The organism is Lentibacillus saliphilus (assembly GCF_019093865.1).
In the GTDB taxonomy this organism is placed as follows: Bacteria; Bacillota; Bacilli; order Bacillales; family Amphibacillaceae; genus Lentibacillus_B; species Lentibacillus_B saliphilus.
The window spans coordinates 479706-499325 of record NZ_JABJXD010000001.1; the positions used below are offsets into that span (position 1 = coordinate 479706).

At 41.0% G+C, this 19620-nt stretch carries 19 protein-coding genes; 7 read left to right on the top strand and 12 right to left on the bottom strand.

The genetic code is table 11. The annotated features are described in order from the left end of the window. Positions 1-26 precede the first annotated feature (26 nt). The 3 genes from HPC67_RS02500 to HPC67_RS02510 all read left to right on the top strand — a co-directional run bounded on the left by HPC67_RS02500 (position 27) and on the right by HPC67_RS02510 (position 2113). The gene (locus HPC67_RS02500) at positions 27-956 is read left to right on the top strand and encodes a nucleoside hydrolase (RefSeq protein WP_217585851.1); all 930 of its coding nucleotides are present in this window, start codon (positions 27-29) and stop codon (positions 954-956) included. A gap of 92 nt (positions 957-1048) precedes the next feature. Next, positions 1049-1423, top strand: a complete 375-nt coding sequence (locus HPC67_RS02505) for a CidA/LrgA family holin-like protein (RefSeq protein ID WP_217585852.1) — start codon at positions 1049-1051, stop codon at positions 1421-1423. Next, positions 1424-2113 carry an LrgB family protein gene (locus tag HPC67_RS02510; RefSeq protein ID WP_217585853.1) on the top strand — a complete coding sequence of 230 codons (690 nt, stop codon included), beginning with the start codon at positions 1424-1426 and terminating at the stop codon, positions 2111-2113. It abuts the gene before it with no gap. Between the two features lie 347 nt (positions 2114-2460). Here the strand turns inward: HPC67_RS02510 and HPC67_RS02515 are convergent, their stop codons facing one another. The 10 genes from HPC67_RS02515 to HPC67_RS02560 form a co-directional block, all read right to left on the bottom strand. Continuing rightward, positions 2461-3558 carry a nitric oxide synthase oxygenase gene (locus tag HPC67_RS02515; protein WP_217585854.1) on the bottom strand — a complete coding sequence of 366 codons (1098 nt, stop codon included), beginning with the start codon at positions 3556-3558 and terminating at the stop codon, positions 2461-2463. A gap of 170 nt (positions 3559-3728) precedes the next feature. Continuing rightward, on the bottom strand, positions 3729-4247 hold the full coding sequence (locus tag HPC67_RS02520) for a hypothetical protein (RefSeq protein WP_217585855.1): 519 nt from the start codon (positions 4245-4247) through the stop codon (positions 3729-3731). Between the two features lie 151 nt (positions 4248-4398). Further along, the gene (locus HPC67_RS02525; protein WP_217585856.1) at positions 4399-5274 is read right to left on the bottom strand and encodes a DMT family transporter; all 876 of its coding nucleotides are present in this window, start codon (positions 5272-5274) and stop codon (positions 4399-4401) included. A gap of 398 nt (positions 5275-5672) precedes the next feature. Then, positions 5673-7625, bottom strand: coding sequence for an ABC transporter permease (locus HPC67_RS02530; RefSeq protein WP_217585857.1), 1953 nt, complete (start codon positions 7623-7625; stop codon positions 5673-5675). Next, on the bottom strand, positions 7615-8376 hold the full coding sequence (locus HPC67_RS02535; RefSeq protein WP_217585858.1) for an ABC transporter ATP-binding protein: 762 nt from the start codon (positions 8374-8376) through the stop codon (positions 7615-7617). The genes HPC67_RS02530 and HPC67_RS02535 overlap by 11 nt, the downstream gene beginning before the upstream one ends. Before the next feature lie 93 nt (positions 8377-8469). Continuing rightward, positions 8470-9474 carry a sensor histidine kinase gene (locus HPC67_RS02540; RefSeq protein WP_217585859.1) on the bottom strand — a complete coding sequence of 335 codons (1005 nt, stop codon included), beginning with the start codon at positions 9472-9474 and terminating at the stop codon, positions 8470-8472. After that, entirely contained in the window at positions 9471-10163 is a 693-nt protein-coding gene (locus HPC67_RS02545) for a response regulator transcription factor (RefSeq protein WP_217585860.1), read from the bottom strand. Before HPC67_RS02545 ends, HPC67_RS02540 begins: the two co-directional genes overlap by 4 nt. Positions 10164-10413: 250 nt before the next feature. Beyond that, complete coding sequence (locus HPC67_RS02550) at positions 10414-11745, bottom strand: sodium/glutamate symporter (protein WP_217585861.1); 1332 nt, start codon at positions 11743-11745, stop codon at positions 10414-10416. Between the two features lie 307 nt (positions 11746-12052). Continuing rightward, a complete protein-coding gene (locus HPC67_RS02555) occupies positions 12053-12352 on the bottom strand; it encodes a hypothetical protein (protein WP_217585862.1) in 300 nt (99 codons plus the stop codon). 262 nt (positions 12353-12614) lie between these two features. Beyond that, a complete protein-coding gene (locus tag HPC67_RS02560) occupies positions 12615-13148 on the bottom strand; it encodes a hypothetical protein (protein WP_217585863.1) in 534 nt (177 codons plus the stop codon). 267 nt (positions 13149-13415) lie between these two features. Between HPC67_RS02560 and HPC67_RS02565 the strand changes: the two genes are divergently transcribed. Then, positions 13416-15008, top strand: a complete 1593-nt coding sequence (locus tag HPC67_RS02565) for an esterase/lipase family protein (RefSeq protein ID WP_246569586.1) — start codon at positions 13416-13418, stop codon at positions 15006-15008. 300 nt (positions 15009-15308) lie between these two features. On the opposite strand, the gene HPC67_RS02570 is transcribed toward HPC67_RS02565, so the two are convergent. Beyond that, positions 15309-15770: a GNAT family N-acetyltransferase gene (locus HPC67_RS02570; protein WP_246569671.1), complete on the bottom strand. Its 462-nt coding sequence runs from the start codon at positions 15768-15770 to the stop codon at positions 15309-15311. A 162-nt stretch (positions 15771-15932) separates the two neighbouring features. Beyond that, positions 15933-16211 carry an NUDIX hydrolase gene (locus HPC67_RS02575; protein WP_343327792.1) on the bottom strand — a complete coding sequence of 93 codons (279 nt, stop codon included), beginning with the start codon at positions 16209-16211 and terminating at the stop codon, positions 15933-15935. A gap of 220 nt (positions 16212-16431) precedes the next feature. Between HPC67_RS02575 and HPC67_RS02580 the strand changes: the two genes are divergently transcribed. Genes HPC67_RS02580 through HPC67_RS02590 form a run of 3 tightly spaced genes read left to right on the top strand, consistent with a single transcriptional unit; the run spans position 16432 to position 19410 of the window. Continuing rightward, positions 16432-17541: a mandelate racemase/muconate lactonizing enzyme family protein gene (locus HPC67_RS02580; RefSeq protein WP_217585864.1), complete on the top strand. Its 1110-nt coding sequence runs from the start codon at positions 16432-16434 to the stop codon at positions 17539-17541. 1 nt (position 17542) lies between these two features. Next, positions 17543-18244, top strand: coding sequence for a GNAT family N-acetyltransferase (locus tag HPC67_RS02585; RefSeq protein ID WP_246569588.1), 702 nt, complete (start codon positions 17543-17545; stop codon positions 18242-18244). A 41-nt stretch (positions 18245-18285) separates the two neighbouring features. Beyond that, positions 18286-19410, top strand: a complete 1125-nt coding sequence (locus HPC67_RS02590; protein WP_217585865.1) for a M20 peptidase aminoacylase family protein — start codon at positions 18286-18288, stop codon at positions 19408-19410. The last annotated feature ends 210 nt before the right edge of the window (positions 19411-19620 follow it).

The window sequence follows — 19620 nt, forward strand, 5'->3', positions numbered from 1 at the left end:
ATAAATTCAAACGAGAGGTGACAAGCATGCGCGTAATATTAGATTGTGATCCAGGCCATGATGATGCGATTGCCATCATTTTAGCCGCTTCAAAAATAAGTCCACTAGAAATTGTCGGAATTACGACGGTATCCGGGAACGTAAGCGTAGAAAAAAACACGTTGAACGCTTTAAAAATTTGTGATGTTGTCGGGTTAACCGACGTTCCCGTTGCCCAAGGGATGCCCAGACCAATGTATAGAGAAGTCAAAAGCGCAGAGGCAATTCATGGCGAAACAGGATTGGACGGGCCTGACTTACCAGAAAATCCACATACAAAACAAATTGATCAACACGCTGTTGATTTTATCATTGAACAACTTACACATACGACTGAGCCAATCACACTCGTTCCAACCGGCCCATTAACAAATATTGGGATGGCACTTGTGAAAGAACCAGCGATCAAAAAAAACATAAAAGAAATCGTGCTCATGGGCGGCGGCACCTACGGAAACTGGACGCCTGCTGCTGAGTTTAATATTTACGTCGATCCAGAGGCTGCTAAAACGGTCTTTAATAGTGGCGTCCCGATTAAAATGTTCGGTTTAAATGTCACCCATACAGTGTTGGCAACTGACGAAACCGTTAATGATCTCAAACAAATCGATAACCCTGTTGCAGCGTTCGTGTCTGAGTTATTGGCCTTTTTCATTCAATCATACAAAGACCATTTTGATTTTCCAGGCGGTGCTGTTCATGACGCATGTACGGTTGCCCATTTAATAGACCCTTCAATTTTTACCTTTGAGCATGTTCATGTGGACGTTGAAACAAAAGGAGATCTGACATACGGCATGACCATCATCGATCGCCTTGGAGTTGGAGAAAATGAACCAAATGTTCATTTTGCTTCTGGTCTTGACCATGAGAAATTCTGGTCATTATTCCGAAACGCTATAGCATCTTATTCATAATAAGGTGCTATAGCTTAAATTATGTCCATATTAATGATTGAGACATCGAGAGCATTTAACTTTAATTGAACTGTACAACAAAAGGAGACACCATGTTATACGTAAAAAAACTACTCCAAGCGCTCCTACTTTTTGGATTTTTTCTAGTTGGAGCGTGGCTTAAAGAACTGTTAGACCTCCCTTTATCAGGGAGTATTATTGGCTTATTACTGCTGTTGGTTGCATTAACCTTAAATATCATACCTTTAAAATGGGTAGAATCTGGTGCGTATATGTTTTTAGGGGTGCTACCACTCTTTTTCATACCAGCTTTGATTGGTGTGGTCAATTACGGGGAATTTTTCGCTGGTAAAGGGCTGTTATTAATACCGATCACGGTTATAAGTACACTTATGACCATGGCCGCTGGCGGCTGGGTGAGTCAATGGCTTACAAAACAGGCCAGGCAGAAACGGGGGACACGTTAAATGACACAGATTGGACTTTCCCTGTTTTTTATTGTGCTTACGTTTGTCACATATAAGTTTATGGCTCGTATATATGCCAGGTATAGAGCTGTCTTTCTACTTCCGATATTAACAACAACCATTGCTATTATTGTATTACTTCTAACTTTTGATATTTCGTATGACACATACATGCTTGGTGGAAAATGGATTGACGCTTTACTTGGACCAGCCGTCGTCGCATTAGCAATTCCACTTTATAAGCAACGGGATTTATTAAAAAACAATCTGATTCCTATTATCGGTGGTATTTTCGTAGGAAGTGTTACAGCAATGTCTAGTGGCATATTATTCACACAGCTGTTCGGCTTTTCAAAACAAATCGTGCTTACATTTCTGCCAAAATCAATTACGACACCGATCGCGATGCAAATCACGTCTGAAATAGGAGGCATCCCTAGTCTAGCCGCAGTATTTGTTATCATTGCTGGTCTAACAGGTGCAATGTTTGCAGACATTTTGTATAAACCCTTTCACATCGATACGGCTATCGGTCGCGGCATCGGTTTGGGAGCAGCATCACATGCGATCGGGACATCAAAAGCCATTGAGTATGGTGAACAAGACGCATCAATGAGCTCTATCGCAATGACATTGTCAGCGCTATTCGGATCATTTCTTGGACCGATCGCAGCGATGATATTTTATTAAATAACATGAGTGTATCCAACAAAAGAGGTTGGGACATAACTTAAAGTTTAACTCAAAAGACGAACAATGCTCACCATTAGCTCCGGAAAGATACGCAGACTCCTGCGGGAGGAAGGCATAGGTTAGACCCCACAGTGCGTTAGGGGAAGGAAGGCTAAGACCGCGACGTCCTGTCGCAACGCCTTCATGACCAACGTCCTGTTGGCCCGAGGCTAACCAGCCGCCCGCGGAAAGCGAAGTATATTTCCGGAGCGGTCGTATTGTTCGGGTCTTCATTTGAATAAACCCCTCTTTTGTCCCAGCCTCTTTTTCAAACGCTATTTTATGTTTATGACCTACATCTATCACTATTCCCACGGCTTGTCTTGATAAAAATAATTCGGCTTCACCACTTTATTTGCATATGGCTTATGAAACATATGGGTTGTAGCAGGTGATACAGGCGGAATCAACCATGTCCAATTCCCAGTCACCAGTCGATCGTTCGCTGCTTCTATTTTCTCAAAGCTATTAAATTGCTTTGCCGCGGTATGGTGGTCCACTATGGTCACCCCTGCTTCATGATAAGAGTGTAATACCGCTGCATTCAGTTCAACAAGTGCTCGATCCTGCCATAAAGACCTGGCGGAACGCGTATTTAAGCCCATCAACTCAGCAACTTTTGGCAGCACATTATAACGATTAACATCCGCAAAATTGCGCGCACCAATTTCAGTTCCCATATACCATCCATTAAACGGTGCAGTTGGATAATCAATGCCTCCTATTTCCAGACGCATATCTGATATCATCGGAACTGCATACCACTTCAACCCTAGCTCTGCAAAACCACGTATCTCTGGATGCACGATTGGCACTTCTAAAATGAGCCTGCTCGGAATGTCAAAAAGCTGAGGCGCTCCACCACTTTCTTGAAGAACGAGTGGTAGCACATCAAATGGTCCTCCCTGTCCTTTCCAACCGTACGCTTCACATTGCTTCGTAAACTCAACCGATGCCGGATCACCAATAATGTCATTGCCAGCTTCATAACCTGCGTAACGAATCAGTTGGTGATTCCAAATTTGGAGTGGAACATGTTCATGTCGTCGCGGTGGAAATACAGTAATTGTCGTTCTGATTTTCCCACCATTTGTAGCGTATTCAATATGATCAAAAAGTGTTGCCTTTGCTTCTTCCGCATTGTCTACGTGACGGGCGTCAATCACATGGAGATTTTCCCAAAATAGACGCCCAATACATCGGTTACTATTACGCCAAGCCATTTTAGCGCCATGTATGAGTTCGGTTTTTGTATGAACGTACGTCCCTGTTTCTTGAATATCGTGCTTAATATCATCTAACCGAGCCTCTATTTCTATGTCAGTTCGACCAAGTTCAGCATAACATTGCTGAATGAACACTCGTGCTTCTTCCCACAGCTCTTGTTGTGTGTGCTGTTTCATCAATATAATCCTCTCCCAATGTCCAAGTTTATCATGAACACAAAGGGGAAATATGACAAATCCTTGTCAGCTTCATGAACAAAATGATCACCATACAAAAAGCCAGTCCCGATTCACAATACGCATATGAAATCAGAAACTGGCATTTTTGCCAAACTATTTATTTAAAATCATTCCATATCTTCTGGATAGTTGACCGTGTGGAAAACCTCGCCTGTTGCTTCGTCCTCAACGTTAATCGTAACCTGTTGATCATCCGCATTAGATCCGTCGAACACTTGATACATCACACCATACATGCCAAGACCATAGATTGCAAATCCATCAAAACTATTTTCATACGCTTCTCGATCTACAATCATCGTAAACTCTGAATACGTCTTGTCTATCTTAACGTCTCGAATTGATGATGCCTCATCACTAGATGTCATTTCAGCTATCGTGTTATCGAGTTCTGTTTTCAACTCATCCATCATTTCATCATGCTTAGATTTAGACATCGTATATGTCAAGCTGCCATCGTCGTTTTGAGTAACCTCAATGCCTTCCTCTTCAGCACTTGCAATCGTTTCATCCAAGTCCGTCATTTCTGATTCAAGAAAAGTTGCTGGTATTTTAATTTCGACATCTTCATCGCCACACGCAACTAAAAATAAAAACGGCACTACTAAAAATAATAGCTTTTTCATATCTGTTTCCCCCTTAAATTAAATGGCATACCTCAATCGGCAGCCAACAAAGTCTAATTTTACCACAAAAGGGGGCGTAATAATATGTATATCTAAAAAGTTTCTTTTTATATGAATTTCGACCTATATGGCAGCTTGCAGGACGCACAGTCTATGCATGTTCCTCATCAACTTTCATTTCACTTAAAAATGTCGAACCTAATATACAAATGCCACCAACAACTTGAATCCAACTCATACTTTCACTCAAAATGATTGCTGCCATAAAGACAGCTGAAATCGGATCAATATAACTCAGTACTCCAATCGTCTGTCCTTTTAATTGTTTAATTGCTGAGAAGTATAGTATATAGGCAACGCCTGTATGTATGACGCCCAATATAGCGAGTAAGATGAGTGATTGCATATCTAGACCTGAAACATTCATACCTTCTGTCAGCCATACGTACGGTAACAAAACAATCGAAGCGATCGACAATTGCATCACCGTCGTCTCAAAATCAGATAACCCGTTGATAAACTTATTGATTAAAATAACACTGGCGTAAAACCCTGCCGCTAACAACCCATACCCAATACCAACTGTATGGAGATAGTCACCACCATCCAGTCCAGCGTCCGGTTGAACAACTAAAAACAAACCAATAAGGGCAATAACAATGCTAAGCCCTTTTTTCCCTGTCCACTTCTCCTTTAGTATAAAAGGAGCTAGCACCATCACAAACACCGGCGTAAAATAGTAGCTCAACGTCGCATTGGAAATCGTTGTATACTGATACGCTTCAAACAAAAAAATCCAGTTAAATCCCAATGCTGCACCTGATAATACGAGCATTAGCAAATTTCGTTTAGATATTTTTAAGTTCAAGGTCTGTTTCACAAAAAAACTGGCACCGATTAGAAACACACTTCCTATCGCCCCCCTAAAAAGGGCAATCTGACTCGAAGCGAGATCAATATGCGTTACAAAAAGTCCAATACTCCCAAACGTCAGCATCACGACTATAAAGGCCACTTTACCTCTCATAAAACCGTTCCCCCATTACCAATATCTCGAAAATGATTAACTCACATTATCTCATGTGAACATAGGAAAAAACAGGGGTTATCCATTTATTTTCACACCATAAAAAACATACTAAGGTTAGTGGATAAGACCATCAATGAGTGACCTTACCCACTATTTCTTTTTTAAGTTATAGTGAGGTTATTAGTTTAGTCAAAAAGACGAGCAATGCTCAACATTAGCTCCGGAAATATACGTAGACTCCTGTGGGAGGAAGGCATAGGTGAGACCCCGCAGTGCGTTAGCACGAGGAGGCTCACCAGCCGCCCACGGAAAGCGTAGTATATTTCCGGAGCGTGGCATATTATTGGGACTTTCATTTGATTACTATATCTCCTTTGTCCCAGCCATCTTCCATTTTACAACGCGTCCTTGATAACACGTTTGTAATACAACACGGACAACACACCAAATACAGAGTACAATCCTGTATAAATTAACATGACGATCACCATTGGTGTGACCATCTCCGAACCGAAAAAGAACCAGCCAGACTTGACCGCAAAATAACTATGGCTCAAGCCAAGAATCAATGGGATTCCGAAGTTAAAGAGTTGCTTAATTCTGATCCCTTTTATCAAATCAGGCTGGGTAAAGCCGAGCTTTCGAAGAATTGTATAGCTTGGTTTTTCATCTTCACTTTCATCCATTTGCTTAAAGTAAAGAATACATCCTGAAGTTATGAGAAATGCCAATCCTAGAAACCCAACTATAAACATCGTCAGACCATGCAGTTGTTTTTGATACATACCTTCTGCATACCTTGATTCATATCCAGCCCTTTGATTTAAATCCAATTCGTGAAAAACCTCATCAGCCGCTTTCACGTTTTTACCATCTTTAATATTAATCCCTACATACTCCGTGAACTGTTGTTCGATTTCTGGGTCTTTATCAAGCGCCAACTCCTCATAGACCTTCTGATCAACAACAGCGACAGGAAAAGCCCCCGTTAGTCGTGTCGATATAGCCGTAATATCTTTAAAACCGTTATATGTCAGATTTAATGATGACTTTTCTCCGTAGAGCGTCACTTGGCCGCTATCTTTGAAGGAAATTATTTTTTCAAGCATTTCAACGCGATTGACGAAAACCATTTCTGAGTACATGAGATCTAAACCTTCTATCTCATCCTCACTAAGCACCATTATCTTTACGTCATCAGGAGAGAATTTCACTTGAATATCTCCATCAAACTCTGGCACTGATAGTATATTGGATAAGTAAGCTTTACTTTCCAACAAATCAACATGCGTCATCGTATATTCAATATCCGCTTCAGCCAATGCATCCGTAAACAACTGTGCATCTTCGGAATTCGGGATTGCAAAATGGTGGGGGATGTTGTCCTCTGCCGTTTTTTCCGCAGAATAATAGGATATATAACTGAGCGACAATAACCCAATTGCAAGTGCAGATAACGTTGTGATAACCGTAAGCAGGAATGAATTTGATTTCATTCTGAACATGATTGATGACAATGACAAGACATCGTTCACATTCAAATAACCGCCTTTTTGTTTTCGGATCATGTTGAAAATAAAACTGACCGATCCTTTATAAAACAAATACGACCCTAATATAACAGATGCTAAAATTGTCAGCATTGCCACAGCTAACTGATTGCCTAGAAATTCACTGCTAAACAGTTTAGAAGATAAATAATAGCCAAATAGAATGAGCCCAATGCCAAATAATCCGATAACAGCCTGGAATGGTGTCATTTTTTTCACGCGTTGTTGAGCAGTTGACTGCACATGAAACAGAGATAAAATGCTCTGCCTTTTAATGAAAAGACCATTCATCAACATGATGAGACCATAGATGGCAGAAAATACAATAACCGTTTGAACCAAGGCTTCCGGTGAAAACCGCAGTGTTGCAACAGCTTCAACTCTCGTCAATTTAAATAAGATCAGCATTATAAAACGCGAAACAGAGAATCCAAGAAATATCCCAACTAACATTGAACCAAAATATAGAATTAAGTTTTCCACACTTAATATCCGAAAAATGGCACCCTTCGTAAGTCCAATAAGTTGAAATAACCCTATTTCCTTACTGCGTCGCTTAATGAACAAGTTGTTGGCATACAACAGAAATACTGACACAATCCCAACTAACAAAACAGAGCTCGCTTTCAATCCCGCCGCGCCTTTGATTGTTCCTGTTGTTTGATCCAGTGCCGGGTCATACTGCAAGGTGACAAAGGCAAAGTAAAGCCCAACACTAAACACCAAAGCAAAAATATACAAATAGTAATGTTTAAGGTTCTTTTTTAAATTGCGATAGATGATCTGATTAATGGTCATGCTGAACCCCACCTAAGACAGCTTGCGTTTTAATAATGTCTTTAAAGAAGGCGTCGCGTGTTTGATCACCTTTATTTAATTGGGTATAAATTTGTCCATCTTTTATAAAAACAACACGCTGACTAAAGCTTGCTGCCACCGGATCATGTGTCACCATTACAATCGAGACATGGCGTTTTTCGTTTAAATCACTAAGCTTATTTAACAAATCAGATGCGGCTTTCGAATCAAGCGCTCCTGTTGGTTCATCAGCAAAGATAATACTCGGCTCATGAATAAAGGCCCGCGCCGCAGATGTCCGTTGTTTTTGTCCCCCAGAGATTTCATTAGGGTATTTATTCGCAATGTCTGCGATCCCCAATTCTTTTGCTACAGCCGCAAACGCCTCATTAGCCTTTTGTTTTGAAACTTTTTTAATCGATAGCGGCAATAAAATGTTTTCTTTGACCGTCAAGGTGTCGAGTAAATTATACTCTTGAAAAATAAACCCCAAATGATGTTTCCTAAATTCCGCAAGTGCTTTATCCTTCAGGCGATTGAAATTTTGACTTTCAATTGTAATCGTCCCCTGGCTCACACGATCAATCGAGGATAAAACATTCAATAATGTCGTTTTACCTGAGCCAGAAGCACCCATAATGGTCACAAATTCGCCCTTTTCCACCTGCAAGTCAAGTGCACGTAGCACCTCTTGTTTATTAAATTTGTTCCCATACGTCTTATAAATTTTCGTTGCTTCAAGAATTGCCATGTCATTCACTCCTTATGACCCTATCATACCGGCGTCGCGCGTCTTTCTCCTTCGTCTTACATTACAATCGTTAAAAAGCATGTGACAGTTTCGTCACATGCTAGTAATATGGACAAAATCATTTTCTTTCGGAAACGTCAACTTAAATGTCGTTCCTTTCCCTAATGTGGACGCCACCTGTATATCAATATGGAGCGAATCAGCCACCTGCTTCGTTAAATACAGTCCCATTCCTGTCGCAGCTTTGTCATGATGGGCACTTGTATTCGTAAATCCTTGATCAAATATACGCGGAAGGTCCTTTGCATCAATGCCACGCCCATGATCCTCAATTATCAAAACACATCGCTCATTCTCGCTACAGCCTTCAATCACAATATCAGAGGCCTCACTATATTTAACCGCATTCGTTAATATTTGTCTGACCATAAAAGCGAACCACTTCGCATCTGTAAGCACCTCTGTCTCTTGAAGGTTCACATCAAAGCCAATCCCCTTTTGCATGCACCACAGCTTTAGTGCCTTAATCTCCTGAAACAATAACGACTCAAGATTTGTCTTTTCAATATAAAGGTCATTGCGTATAAAAGGCATTCGCCTTTGATGAAGCTGTTGATCCAAGAGCAAATGAATTCGGAGCCATTCATACATCAGCTGTGCCCTAAGCTCTGTATCCTCTACCCGATCAATGATCAACTGCATCGTTGTCAACGGTGTTTTCACCTCATGAATCCAGCTAAGTGTATCATCCATATCCCGCTCCACACGCGTATGTAATTCATCAAGCTGACGTTTATATGTATCGTTCTGCTGGTGAATCATATCCGTCGAAATCCGTTCAAAGGCATACTTTGCTTCAGGAACAGTTGTTAAATCAAAAGAATGACTATGGTGTTTGAGTTCGCGATAAAATCGTGTTTCCTGATGATAACGGACAATGATAAACATGATAAAAAACAGCGATGTTAAAAACACAATATAAAGCATTGACTTAAACGGAATGCTTGCGTCCAAATACCCAACCAAAAGGACAAAAAATTGAGTGAAGATAAAAAAACCAATCCAACTTAAGCGTTCTTTTAAAAATGGTTTAATCATCCTGGCGTCACTTCCTTAGCAATATACCCTTGTCCCACCTTTGTTTCGATTGCCTCACCTAAACCAAGGTCAGCCAATTTTTTTCGCAATCGATTAACATTAACAGTTAACGTATTGTCGCTTACAAATCGTTCATCATCCCAAAGACTTGTTATGAGCTCCTGACGCGTCACAATCTCATTTTTTCGTTGAATCAATTCTTTTAAAATATACATCTCGTTCTTTGTTAACTCGATTGTGCCAGTGTTATTAGAAACCGTACCTTTCACAACATCAACCGTTGCCCCATACCACGTTTTCAGCTCGAGCTGAGTATCTGCATTGTAATTATACACCCGTCTGAGCGTCGCCTGGATTTTTGCGATCAGTACGTCAAAATGAAACGGCTTCTGAACAAAATCATCCGCCCCTAGCTGCATGGACATGACCATATCGGTCGGATGATCACGCGACGACAGAAATATAATGGGCACATTCGAATGTGAGCGAATCAACCGACACCAATGAAACCCATCAAACTTCGGTAACTGAATATCAATAATGACTAAATCAGGCTGCTCTACTGTAAATTCTTCTAAAACGTTCGCAAAATCCGTCACCCCGACAACGTTATAAGACCATTGGGCTAGGCGTGCCTGTACTTCTTGAAATAACGTATCGTCATCCTCAATTAACATAATTTTAAACAAGAGGTTCACCACTTTTGTAAATAATTGTCTCCCCTTATATTAATATGAAAGGTATATACAAGTACACTATTTCTGTCATTTGGACTTCCAAAACAAATAAAAAATGCTACACAACCATGATTCAATCAATGGTGTGTAGACACTGTTATTTTCCCCTATGCTATGGACTTTATTTTAATACAGGAATCGAGTAGAGCAAAGTATTGCAACTGGCAGCTTGTCCAGTTGCATCGATACCTCGCATTAAAAATTATTCTTGCTGAGTCTTGCCCCACCAGCCCAATGCGTACGTACCAACTAAAATCGCTAAGCCGATACTGAGGGTGCCAAAAGTAAATAGCCAATGTTGGCCACTTATTATTAACATTGGAGCCAAAGCAATAATTAATATATCCATAAACCCAATCGGTATATAGGCAAGACCATATTCGTCAAGCGTCTTACTTTTCAGTTCTGGATCGACAATACGGAGCAACGCCATTCCCATTGCAACGGTTCCTGTCCCCCAACCCCAACAGAAAATTGACTTTTCAAAAGGATACTGATGGAAAAACTTCGGAGCAACAAAAGCATACATGAAATAAACAAAGGCAATACCAAATATGAGGAGGATGGCCAATGGTAATGCATAGTCTACAACAACCGACAGTTTAATAGACGCAATACCAAATGCAACTAAAAGATCAGTCGCGGTACCAGAAGTGCGTTCGAAAATGTTTTTATCAAAAAAATAATCCGCATTAAACGCCCGCAAAATAAATAACACAATATATCCGACAATGAATGAAGTAGAAAACACCGGTACACTAATTTGTGGGATTAGATCGTTAATAAATTGACTTAAGTAGTAACCGATCATCGCAACCATGAGAAGGAGCCCACTATGATACATCAACGGATCAATCGATGCAGACGAAACGGTATTAAACCCAAATGGGTGACGTTTATTTTCTTCAACTAAACCCGTTCGTAACTCATTAGGCAAATCGTTGAAATCATTAATAAACGACGTTCTACCACGTCGCGTTTCTCTTTTAATAATTAAAATTCCACCGACAATCGAGGCAACAATGCCAACGGTGGCTGATGTCATACCGACTGATAAAGCACCTTCCCATTCAGGACCAAATCCAGTTGCAATTGCAGCAGCTGTCCCATGTCCGCCCAACAAGCCTGCTGCAAGCATTAAACCGAATCCATCTGGTAAACCACTCCAAAAGAAGTTGAGAATCAACAATGCAAAAAGCATCCCTGCGGCCCATTCCAGTATCGTTAGCACTTGAGAGAATGCCCACATATTGCGCGCACTCTTTATAATCTTTTTAAACGACACGATTTTAGATGTAAATGGTAACGCACCGAAAATAATCGCAATCAGAATACTTGCATATGTCGATATATGCTCAGAAAATGGAATAACCCCTAGTGCATTTGGACCAAGGATTAACCCAAGAAAACCGGCGATTAAACTCGCAGGTAAAAACAGTTTTTGAATAAATTTCACTTTCGCTCTAAGTAATGTTCCAACTAAAAGTAACATTGAAATAAAACCTACATCAATTAACACATCCCATAATGTCATAAATTCATCTCCAATCTTTGTAATTCCATAGCAAAATTGGGCAAAAGAGACTTTTATTATATACGAAACCCGAAGAATAAGCCATATGAAATTGATTCCACCACTATTTAAGTGTCGTCTGTCTTCATAGACTATCCTGTTCAGTTCATTTTTAAAATAATCCCTTTCGATGAAAAAGACATAGCAACATCACTGTTACTCTGTTGTGAAATGTGGTAGTAAAGACACTGTTTACATCAAAAAAGCAAAGGATTAGTACCTCTGCATTTTCTACTTAATATATTTATGGTTATTCAATCAAAGTTGTCTATCTGTTATATTTCACTGAACACTTATAATAGAAAACAAAACTAACAGCGATCGTTAAAATTGCAGTACCTCCTATGATATAAACGCCATCCCAATAACGAGAACTTCCAGTTAATATCCAAACTTGATAAGGAATCAACATTATTGCTATGAATACCGGTATCCCCCACAACAACGACATTACATTATGTTTTGCATCTCTTAAAAAGGAAGTGTTCTTCGAATATTTTATTAAAGATATTTTTCTCAAGGCGAACAACAAAGCAATTGCAGCAACAATTAATAATACATAATTCATTTTCTACTCCCCCTCTATTACAGAAAAATCTTGTTCAATAGCTTTATTTTTAGATTATATTATATATTCTATCACAGCTTGCTAATCACCTAAGTGACTTTTAAAGAATGAATTGAAATATATAATTTCAACTAGTATATGTATGTCACATCCAGCTTATCGAGAAGCCTGAAAGCCAATAACACAAATACCGCCTACATCAATGTAGACGGTAAAATACAATCAGATCAGCCCTTACAGCATGTCATACAGTTCAACTCAATTATTTAAACGGATTCAATGCGTCAGGATAAGTGATCGCATTAAATACATCACCAGTGTTTGCGTCCTCCAGATTAACAACCACTTGATACTCTTCGAGAGAGGCACCATCGAACAGTTGATAAATTAAACCACTCATCGCTAATCCCAGTAACCCAAGCTGATCGAAACTACTTTCAAACCGTTCACGGTCTACAGACATAACAAACTCAGAGTACGTTTCGTTCGACGAGATATCTTGAATTGATGGAAATTCATTCCCAGATGTCATATCTGCCATAATACCATCAACCTGCGTACCTAGTTCGGTCATAATTTCGGCATGCGTTTCCTTTGTCATCGTATACGTCAAGCTTCCGTTGTTGTTTTGAGTGACTTCAATCCCATCTTTTTGGACCATAGAATTAAATTTGTCAATATCTGTAGCGTCCGATTTTGCTAATAATGTTGGTATCGTCACCTCCACATCCTTATTACCACAAGCGACCAGCAACATAAACGGTATTAATGTTAAAAGTAATCGTGCTACTTTCAATTTGGCTCCCCCTTGTTTGTATTGTCATTTCATACATATGACCGCCGTCAAAAAACACATTCTCTGTTTACGGATTTAATCCTCTAACACTTCTTTTATGTACACCACCATTTTAGTTTACAATAATTACCATTTAACTCTCTCAATAAATCTTATTGGTCATTAACGATCTGAGTCAAGGGACTTTTGACTTAACATTGATTAAAATTTCATATTATTGAATATAACGAATAAGTATATATCACATCTGACAAAGGAGTGAGAAAAATGTGGCGAAAAACGTTTAAACGCTTATGTGTATTTATGGTGTGCACGCTCACTATTTTTAGTATGGTCTCTCCAGTCATAGCCTCTTCTCCAAACGAAATTGATCCCCCCGAACCAGTGATAGGCAAAAAATCAGATTCCATATCCCTAACAGGAAAAGTTGACAATGGCAATAATGAAACGCCCGGAGAATGGTACATTGGCAATACACCGACAAATCCCGTTCCAAATGCACCTGTGTTGTTGTTTGTACCAGGGCTGAATAATGTGGCGCAAATCTTTTGGGAAAATAACGATATGTATCAGACAGCTGTTGATGCCGGCTATCAAACAGCTTTTATACAATTGTATGACGCTGGTGGCGCCTCAGCTGACATGTGGAATAACGGAGCTTTGCTCGCTGATAAAATCCAAGAAATCTCGAACCACTTTAATAAACCAATCACCGTAATCGCCTATAGTAAAGGCGGTGTCGATACACAAACCGCCCTCACATATTACGGGGCAGCGACTTATGTCGACAATGTCATCACACTATCCAGCCCACACCACGGATCACAGCTCGCTGATTTGGCGTATAGTTCATGGTCATCTTGGCTTGCTGACTTAATCGGCGCTAAGGGTGATGGCACATATGCGATGCAAACAGGTTATATGGCTAATTTTCGGTCAAATATTGATACACAGCCATTGGCATATTATAACGATTATTACACACTAGGCGGTACAGCCTGGGGGTCGGCTTTTTCATCCACTTGGTACGGAGGGATGTATCTCCGGCAGTACGGGCAAAATGACGGTGTTGTCACAACAGCTAGTAGCAGGCTTCCCGGCGGTAGTGAGGTCGCCATTGGAGATTGGACACACACAACAATCCGAACAGGCGTTACGTTCCCAGTATTTGCAAACCAACTATCAGGCGATCAATTAACGGGCCACCCAAACAGCTCTCGAGGAAAAAATGACAGCACTCATGCCACTACAAATCGCTGGCTCCACGGCGGACCATTAAAGGAACATGACACAGAAACGATTCCATTGGTGATTGAGAATGATGTAGCAAGCGTTGACGTGCATTTAATGACATCAGGAGACATTTCTGAAGTGAGATTAATCGATCCAAGTGGAAGAACACTCTCCCCAACTATACAGTCCACCCAAAATGAAGAAGGCGTTTTTGCCGGCTCGACGAATCATGCCTTGACCATTGACAAACCGATGTCAGGACAATGGGAGATAAACATCACGAATAAAAATAATGGTGCTTACCTTCTCACTGCCGATTATGATTCTCGTTCACTTATTGCACGGAATGAGAGCATCGATTATTCTCACGGAATGACATATCAATTAGAAATGGAGTCGTCCCAAGTTGAGGAACAGTCTTTAACAGCGACATACCGAGTTACAGATACTAAAGATCCAAGAAACAGTAAGACTTATACAGTAAAGGGCACGGCGGATCTATCGAAAAGCCTGACATTCAGTAACACAAATACCGTCTACAATATCACAATCGATATAGACGGAAAAACACAATCAGGCCACCCTTTTAAACGAACAATCATTGAGTCAGTTATGATCGGTCGGTAATTTAAGCATTAATGGAGATGTCTTTGACGAATCTTTAATGAGTGGTTGAAGACATCTTTAATTTTTTCTCTGATCATTTCTATTGTCGTCGTTGTAAACAAAAAGAAGTAACCGCCCCACAACCAATCATGGCGATTACTTCTATTCAAAATATCAACATATGAGTTATCCGGTCTGTAGTTGCCGTACCGGATAGTGCCCCCTACCCGATCACATATCCAGAACAATCATGTACAATACGTAATAGTCCTTTAAACAGCTCTTGTTGTACCGGATTTCCCCAGTCATCGTATTCCTCCATTACTGCTCAATTTTATACAGTACCTGTTCTGCACCAAATCTTGTAAATCGATCAACCTGTGTCATGCCTAGTCTTTCTAGGAGATTGCGTGAACGTGTATTGGCGGATTGCGTTTCTGCCATGAGATGAGACCGCTTTAAATGTGTAAACGAATAGGAAATAACCGCATTGACAGCTTCCTTGGCTAACCCTTGCCCCCACCATTTTGGCAAAAATTGAAAAGAAATCTCATAATCTTTTCCGGAATGGTGCTTATCTATAGTAACAAGTCCTAGGAACTCATTCGTTTCATTGGATATGACTGTCCAATGGCTCATCTCTTCTTCCGTTTGAACAACCTCTTTAAAGCGATTCTTCACATCATCCACATGACGAGGGCCACCGAGATACTGACGGACACGTTCATCTGTATATAGCCTTACAATATTGTCGATATCAGATGAATGAGTAGGTTGTATCATACATCTATTTGTGCGCATCGTAGCGTGCTTAAAGTCATTCTCTTTCCGTACAAAGTCAATGAGTAACTGTCTTTCATCTGGATATGTTAACGCGAGGTGTTTGATATCTTCTTCTGTTTTCCAATCAATGTCATAAATAAGACCATCTGGATCTTGTATGCGCTATTCGCCACCATGAATGGCCACCTCGAAGTATTGAACGACAACGGTAAACCCTTCTTGCGTACCCGTCTTGGTGAATAATGGTCGAATGATATGTACGTCATAGCCTGTTTCTTCTTTCACTTCCCGTATACAACACTCTTCGAAGGTCTCGTCCGCTTCCTTACCACCTGAAGGAATCGACCAGCATTTGTCTTCATCAGGAGTCCCTTGCTTAACCATGAGCAACTCTTGCTTGTCATTGACACAGACTGCTGCAGAACCGAACCATTTTTTCATCTGTTACCCACCTTCCCCCTTTAATCACGGATCATCAGCTCAAGCACACCCTAACACTAACATATTGCTGAAAATTCAACAAAATAAATCATGTTAATATTTAAGCGTGAAACAAATTTAGCATTGCAAAAAAGTACAAAGACAAGCAAAATAGGATTAATCATGTAAAATTAAAGACTGCTCACGCAGCATGAAAACAACATATTGAAGGTGATCATTTATGAAAATAACTGCAATTGAAGCATTTGTCATTGAACTACCATTAATTGAGCCATTCACAATTAGTTACGCTTCTTATGATTCAATGGCGTCTGTTATTGTAAAAATAACGACCGATGATGGACAGACAGGCTATGGAGAAGGTGTTGCCGATGAACACGTGACAGGTGAATCGGTGGAAAGTGTGTATCATATCATTACGAAAACCCTTGCACCACGTCTGATTGGTCAAGATCCGATGAATATCGAGCGTATCCACGATATTATGAATCAAGAAATTCTTGGTGCGCCGACAGCTAAGGCCGCCTTAGATATTGCCTGCTATGACCTTGCTGGAAAGGCACTTGGCGTTCCAGCCTATACGCTCCTTGGTGGACGTTATCATGAGAAATTTCCGATCACACACGTTCTAAGCATCGATACGCCTGAACGTATGGCTGACAGCGCGGAAAAGCATGTCGCAAAGGGCTTCACGTCATTTAAGTTAAAAGTCGGCTATGATGTGGCCGAAGATGTTGCACGTATAAAAGCTGTTCATGCACGTGTCGGCAAGCAGGCTGCGATTCGTGTTGATGTCAATCAAGGTTGGCAGTCCTCAGCAAAGACGCTACAGGCGCTGGAAGGCTTGAAAGGTGTGACGATAGATTGGCTGGAACAACCGGTTGTTGCGAGTGATATTGATGCGTTGAGTGACGTGAAAGCAAAAGCAACGCTACCGATCATGGCTGATGAAGCACTCACGGGATTTAAATCTATGCGGGAAATTATTGCAAAGCGTGCGGCTGACAAAGTCAATATTAAACTCATGAAATGCGGTGGCATGTACCCGGCTTCTAAGCTTGCGGCGATGGCAGAGATGGCTGGCATGGATTGTCAGGTCGGTTCGATGGTTGAATCGTCAATTGGATCTGCTGCAGGATTTCATGTCGCTTTTTCTAAAAAAGTGATAACGAGTGTTGAACTAACTGGCCCACTTAAATTTTCTAAAGATGTCGGAAATCTACGTTATGATGTACCCTTTATCGAGCTGAACGAACGTCCGGGACTTGGCGTTGATGTCGACGACGCTATGCTCCAAGCGTTAACCGTCTATTCAGAGGAGGTCAAGTAGCATGGGGGGATCGATGACCGCAGAGGGACAATTAAAAACAACAGGTGCAGCTTTCAAAGTGAGACAGCTTGAGTTAGACGACCTTGAGGCTATATTAACGTTACAAGATGCCGTCAAACAAACGCTAGACAACCCTAAACAGTTACAGCCACTTACCTCTCAGGAGGCACACCATATGTTATCTGGACATGGCTATATGGTTGGGACCTTTGTCGATGATCGTATGATTGCCTTTCGTGCTATGCTTGTGCCCCCAATCGATGATCCTGAGCATTTGGGGACAGATGCTGGCATTGAAAAACAGAACTTGTCCCAAGTGATGTATTCGGAAATCTCTGTCGTGCATCCAGACTACCGCGGCAATAGATTGCAAACATATATGGGCAAAATCGTTATGGCGCATGTTGATCGGAACCGTTTTCGCTATGTTGCAACGACTGTTGCCCCGTTCAACATTCCTAGCCTGAAGGATAAGCTAGCCCTCGGAATGGAAATCATTGCATTAAAGGAGAAATATAACGGCAAACTGCGTTACGTTCTTTTCCGTGATTTTGCAACAGATGACATTCAGAAATCTGTCACAGATACCAAAACCGTCGCAATGGAAGAGACAGAACGCCAACAACAGCTTTTGAAGGATGGCTACAAAGGGGTGTCCATCCAAAAGGTTGACGGGACATTTGCTGTAACCTATCAAAAATGAAGTCTGGTCTTACAAAGCCATAAAGGATGGTGACACGCTCAATGACTGAGCTTGAAAGTCGAGTAAAACGCACATTTCAATACTTACATGACCACGCGGAAATCAGCTGGGAGGAAACAGAAACAACAGCCTATATCGCCTCGCTTTTAAAGGATTTTGGCTGTAACGTGACGACGTTTGCAGATTGTACAGGTGTCGTCGGTGAATACGGCAATTTTAACAGCAACCTACCTGTCGTTGCGATTCGTGCAGATATGGACGCACTTTGGCAGGAAGTGAACGGCGCATTTCGAGCGAATCACTCGTGTGGCCATGACGCACATATGGCAATCGTTCTAGGATTGATCGCAAAAATCATAGCAGACCCAACACTCAAGCAACAGGTTGCTCTGAAATTCATCTTTCAACCAGCAGAAGAAACCGGAGCAGGCGCTTTAAAGATGGTGGAAAAAGGAGTCGTTGACAATGTCGATTACTTATTCGGTATCCACCTGCGCCCTAAAGAAGAAACCATTTTGGGTCATGCCGCACCGGTCATCGTGCACGGTGCGAACACGACATATATCGCAGACATCAAAGGTGAGGATGCACATGCAGCCCGACCACATTTAAACGTCAATGCCATTGAGGTTGTTGCTGAGATTGTCAATCTGCTCGGCAATATTCACCTTGACCCTCGTGTCCCCCATTCCGTTAAAATGACGAGTATGACGGCTGGAGGCAAAAGCACGAATATTATTCCGGGCAGTGCATCCTTTGCGATTGATATGCGTACACAGGATAATCACACGATGAACACGCTCACCGAGAAGGTCAAGGATATTTTCACAGCGATGGAACGCCTCTACAACGTCGACATTAACATTAAAGATGTTGAATACGTCCCTGCTGCTGAATTAAACGATGAGGCCATTCAAATTATGACAAAGGCCGTGTCCACTGTGCTTGGCGCAGATCATGTTGATGCCTCACTCGTTACTTCAGGTGGAGATGATTTTCACTTTTATACGATAGAACGTCCAGCATTAAAAGCAACGATGCTTGGTCTAGGGTGTGACTTAACGCCTGGTCTTCACCACCCGAATATGACATTTAATCAGGACGCTTTAATGGATGGTGTGACTATTTTATATGAAGCCGTTAAAGAGGTATACGGCATTGCTTAAGTGAAGTATATTCCTAGCTGAGTTTTTCAAAATCGTTCTATTTATTTAACTTGGGGATTATGGATCAAAATCCCCAAGTTAAAATTATTCGCCATATATATATGCTTCTAACACGTCCTATTCTTCAACCTCCAAGCCTCAAAACCACCTGTATACCTTAACCAAAAGGGATAAATAACCACTCATGCGGTAACACTTTAATGCTCTCCA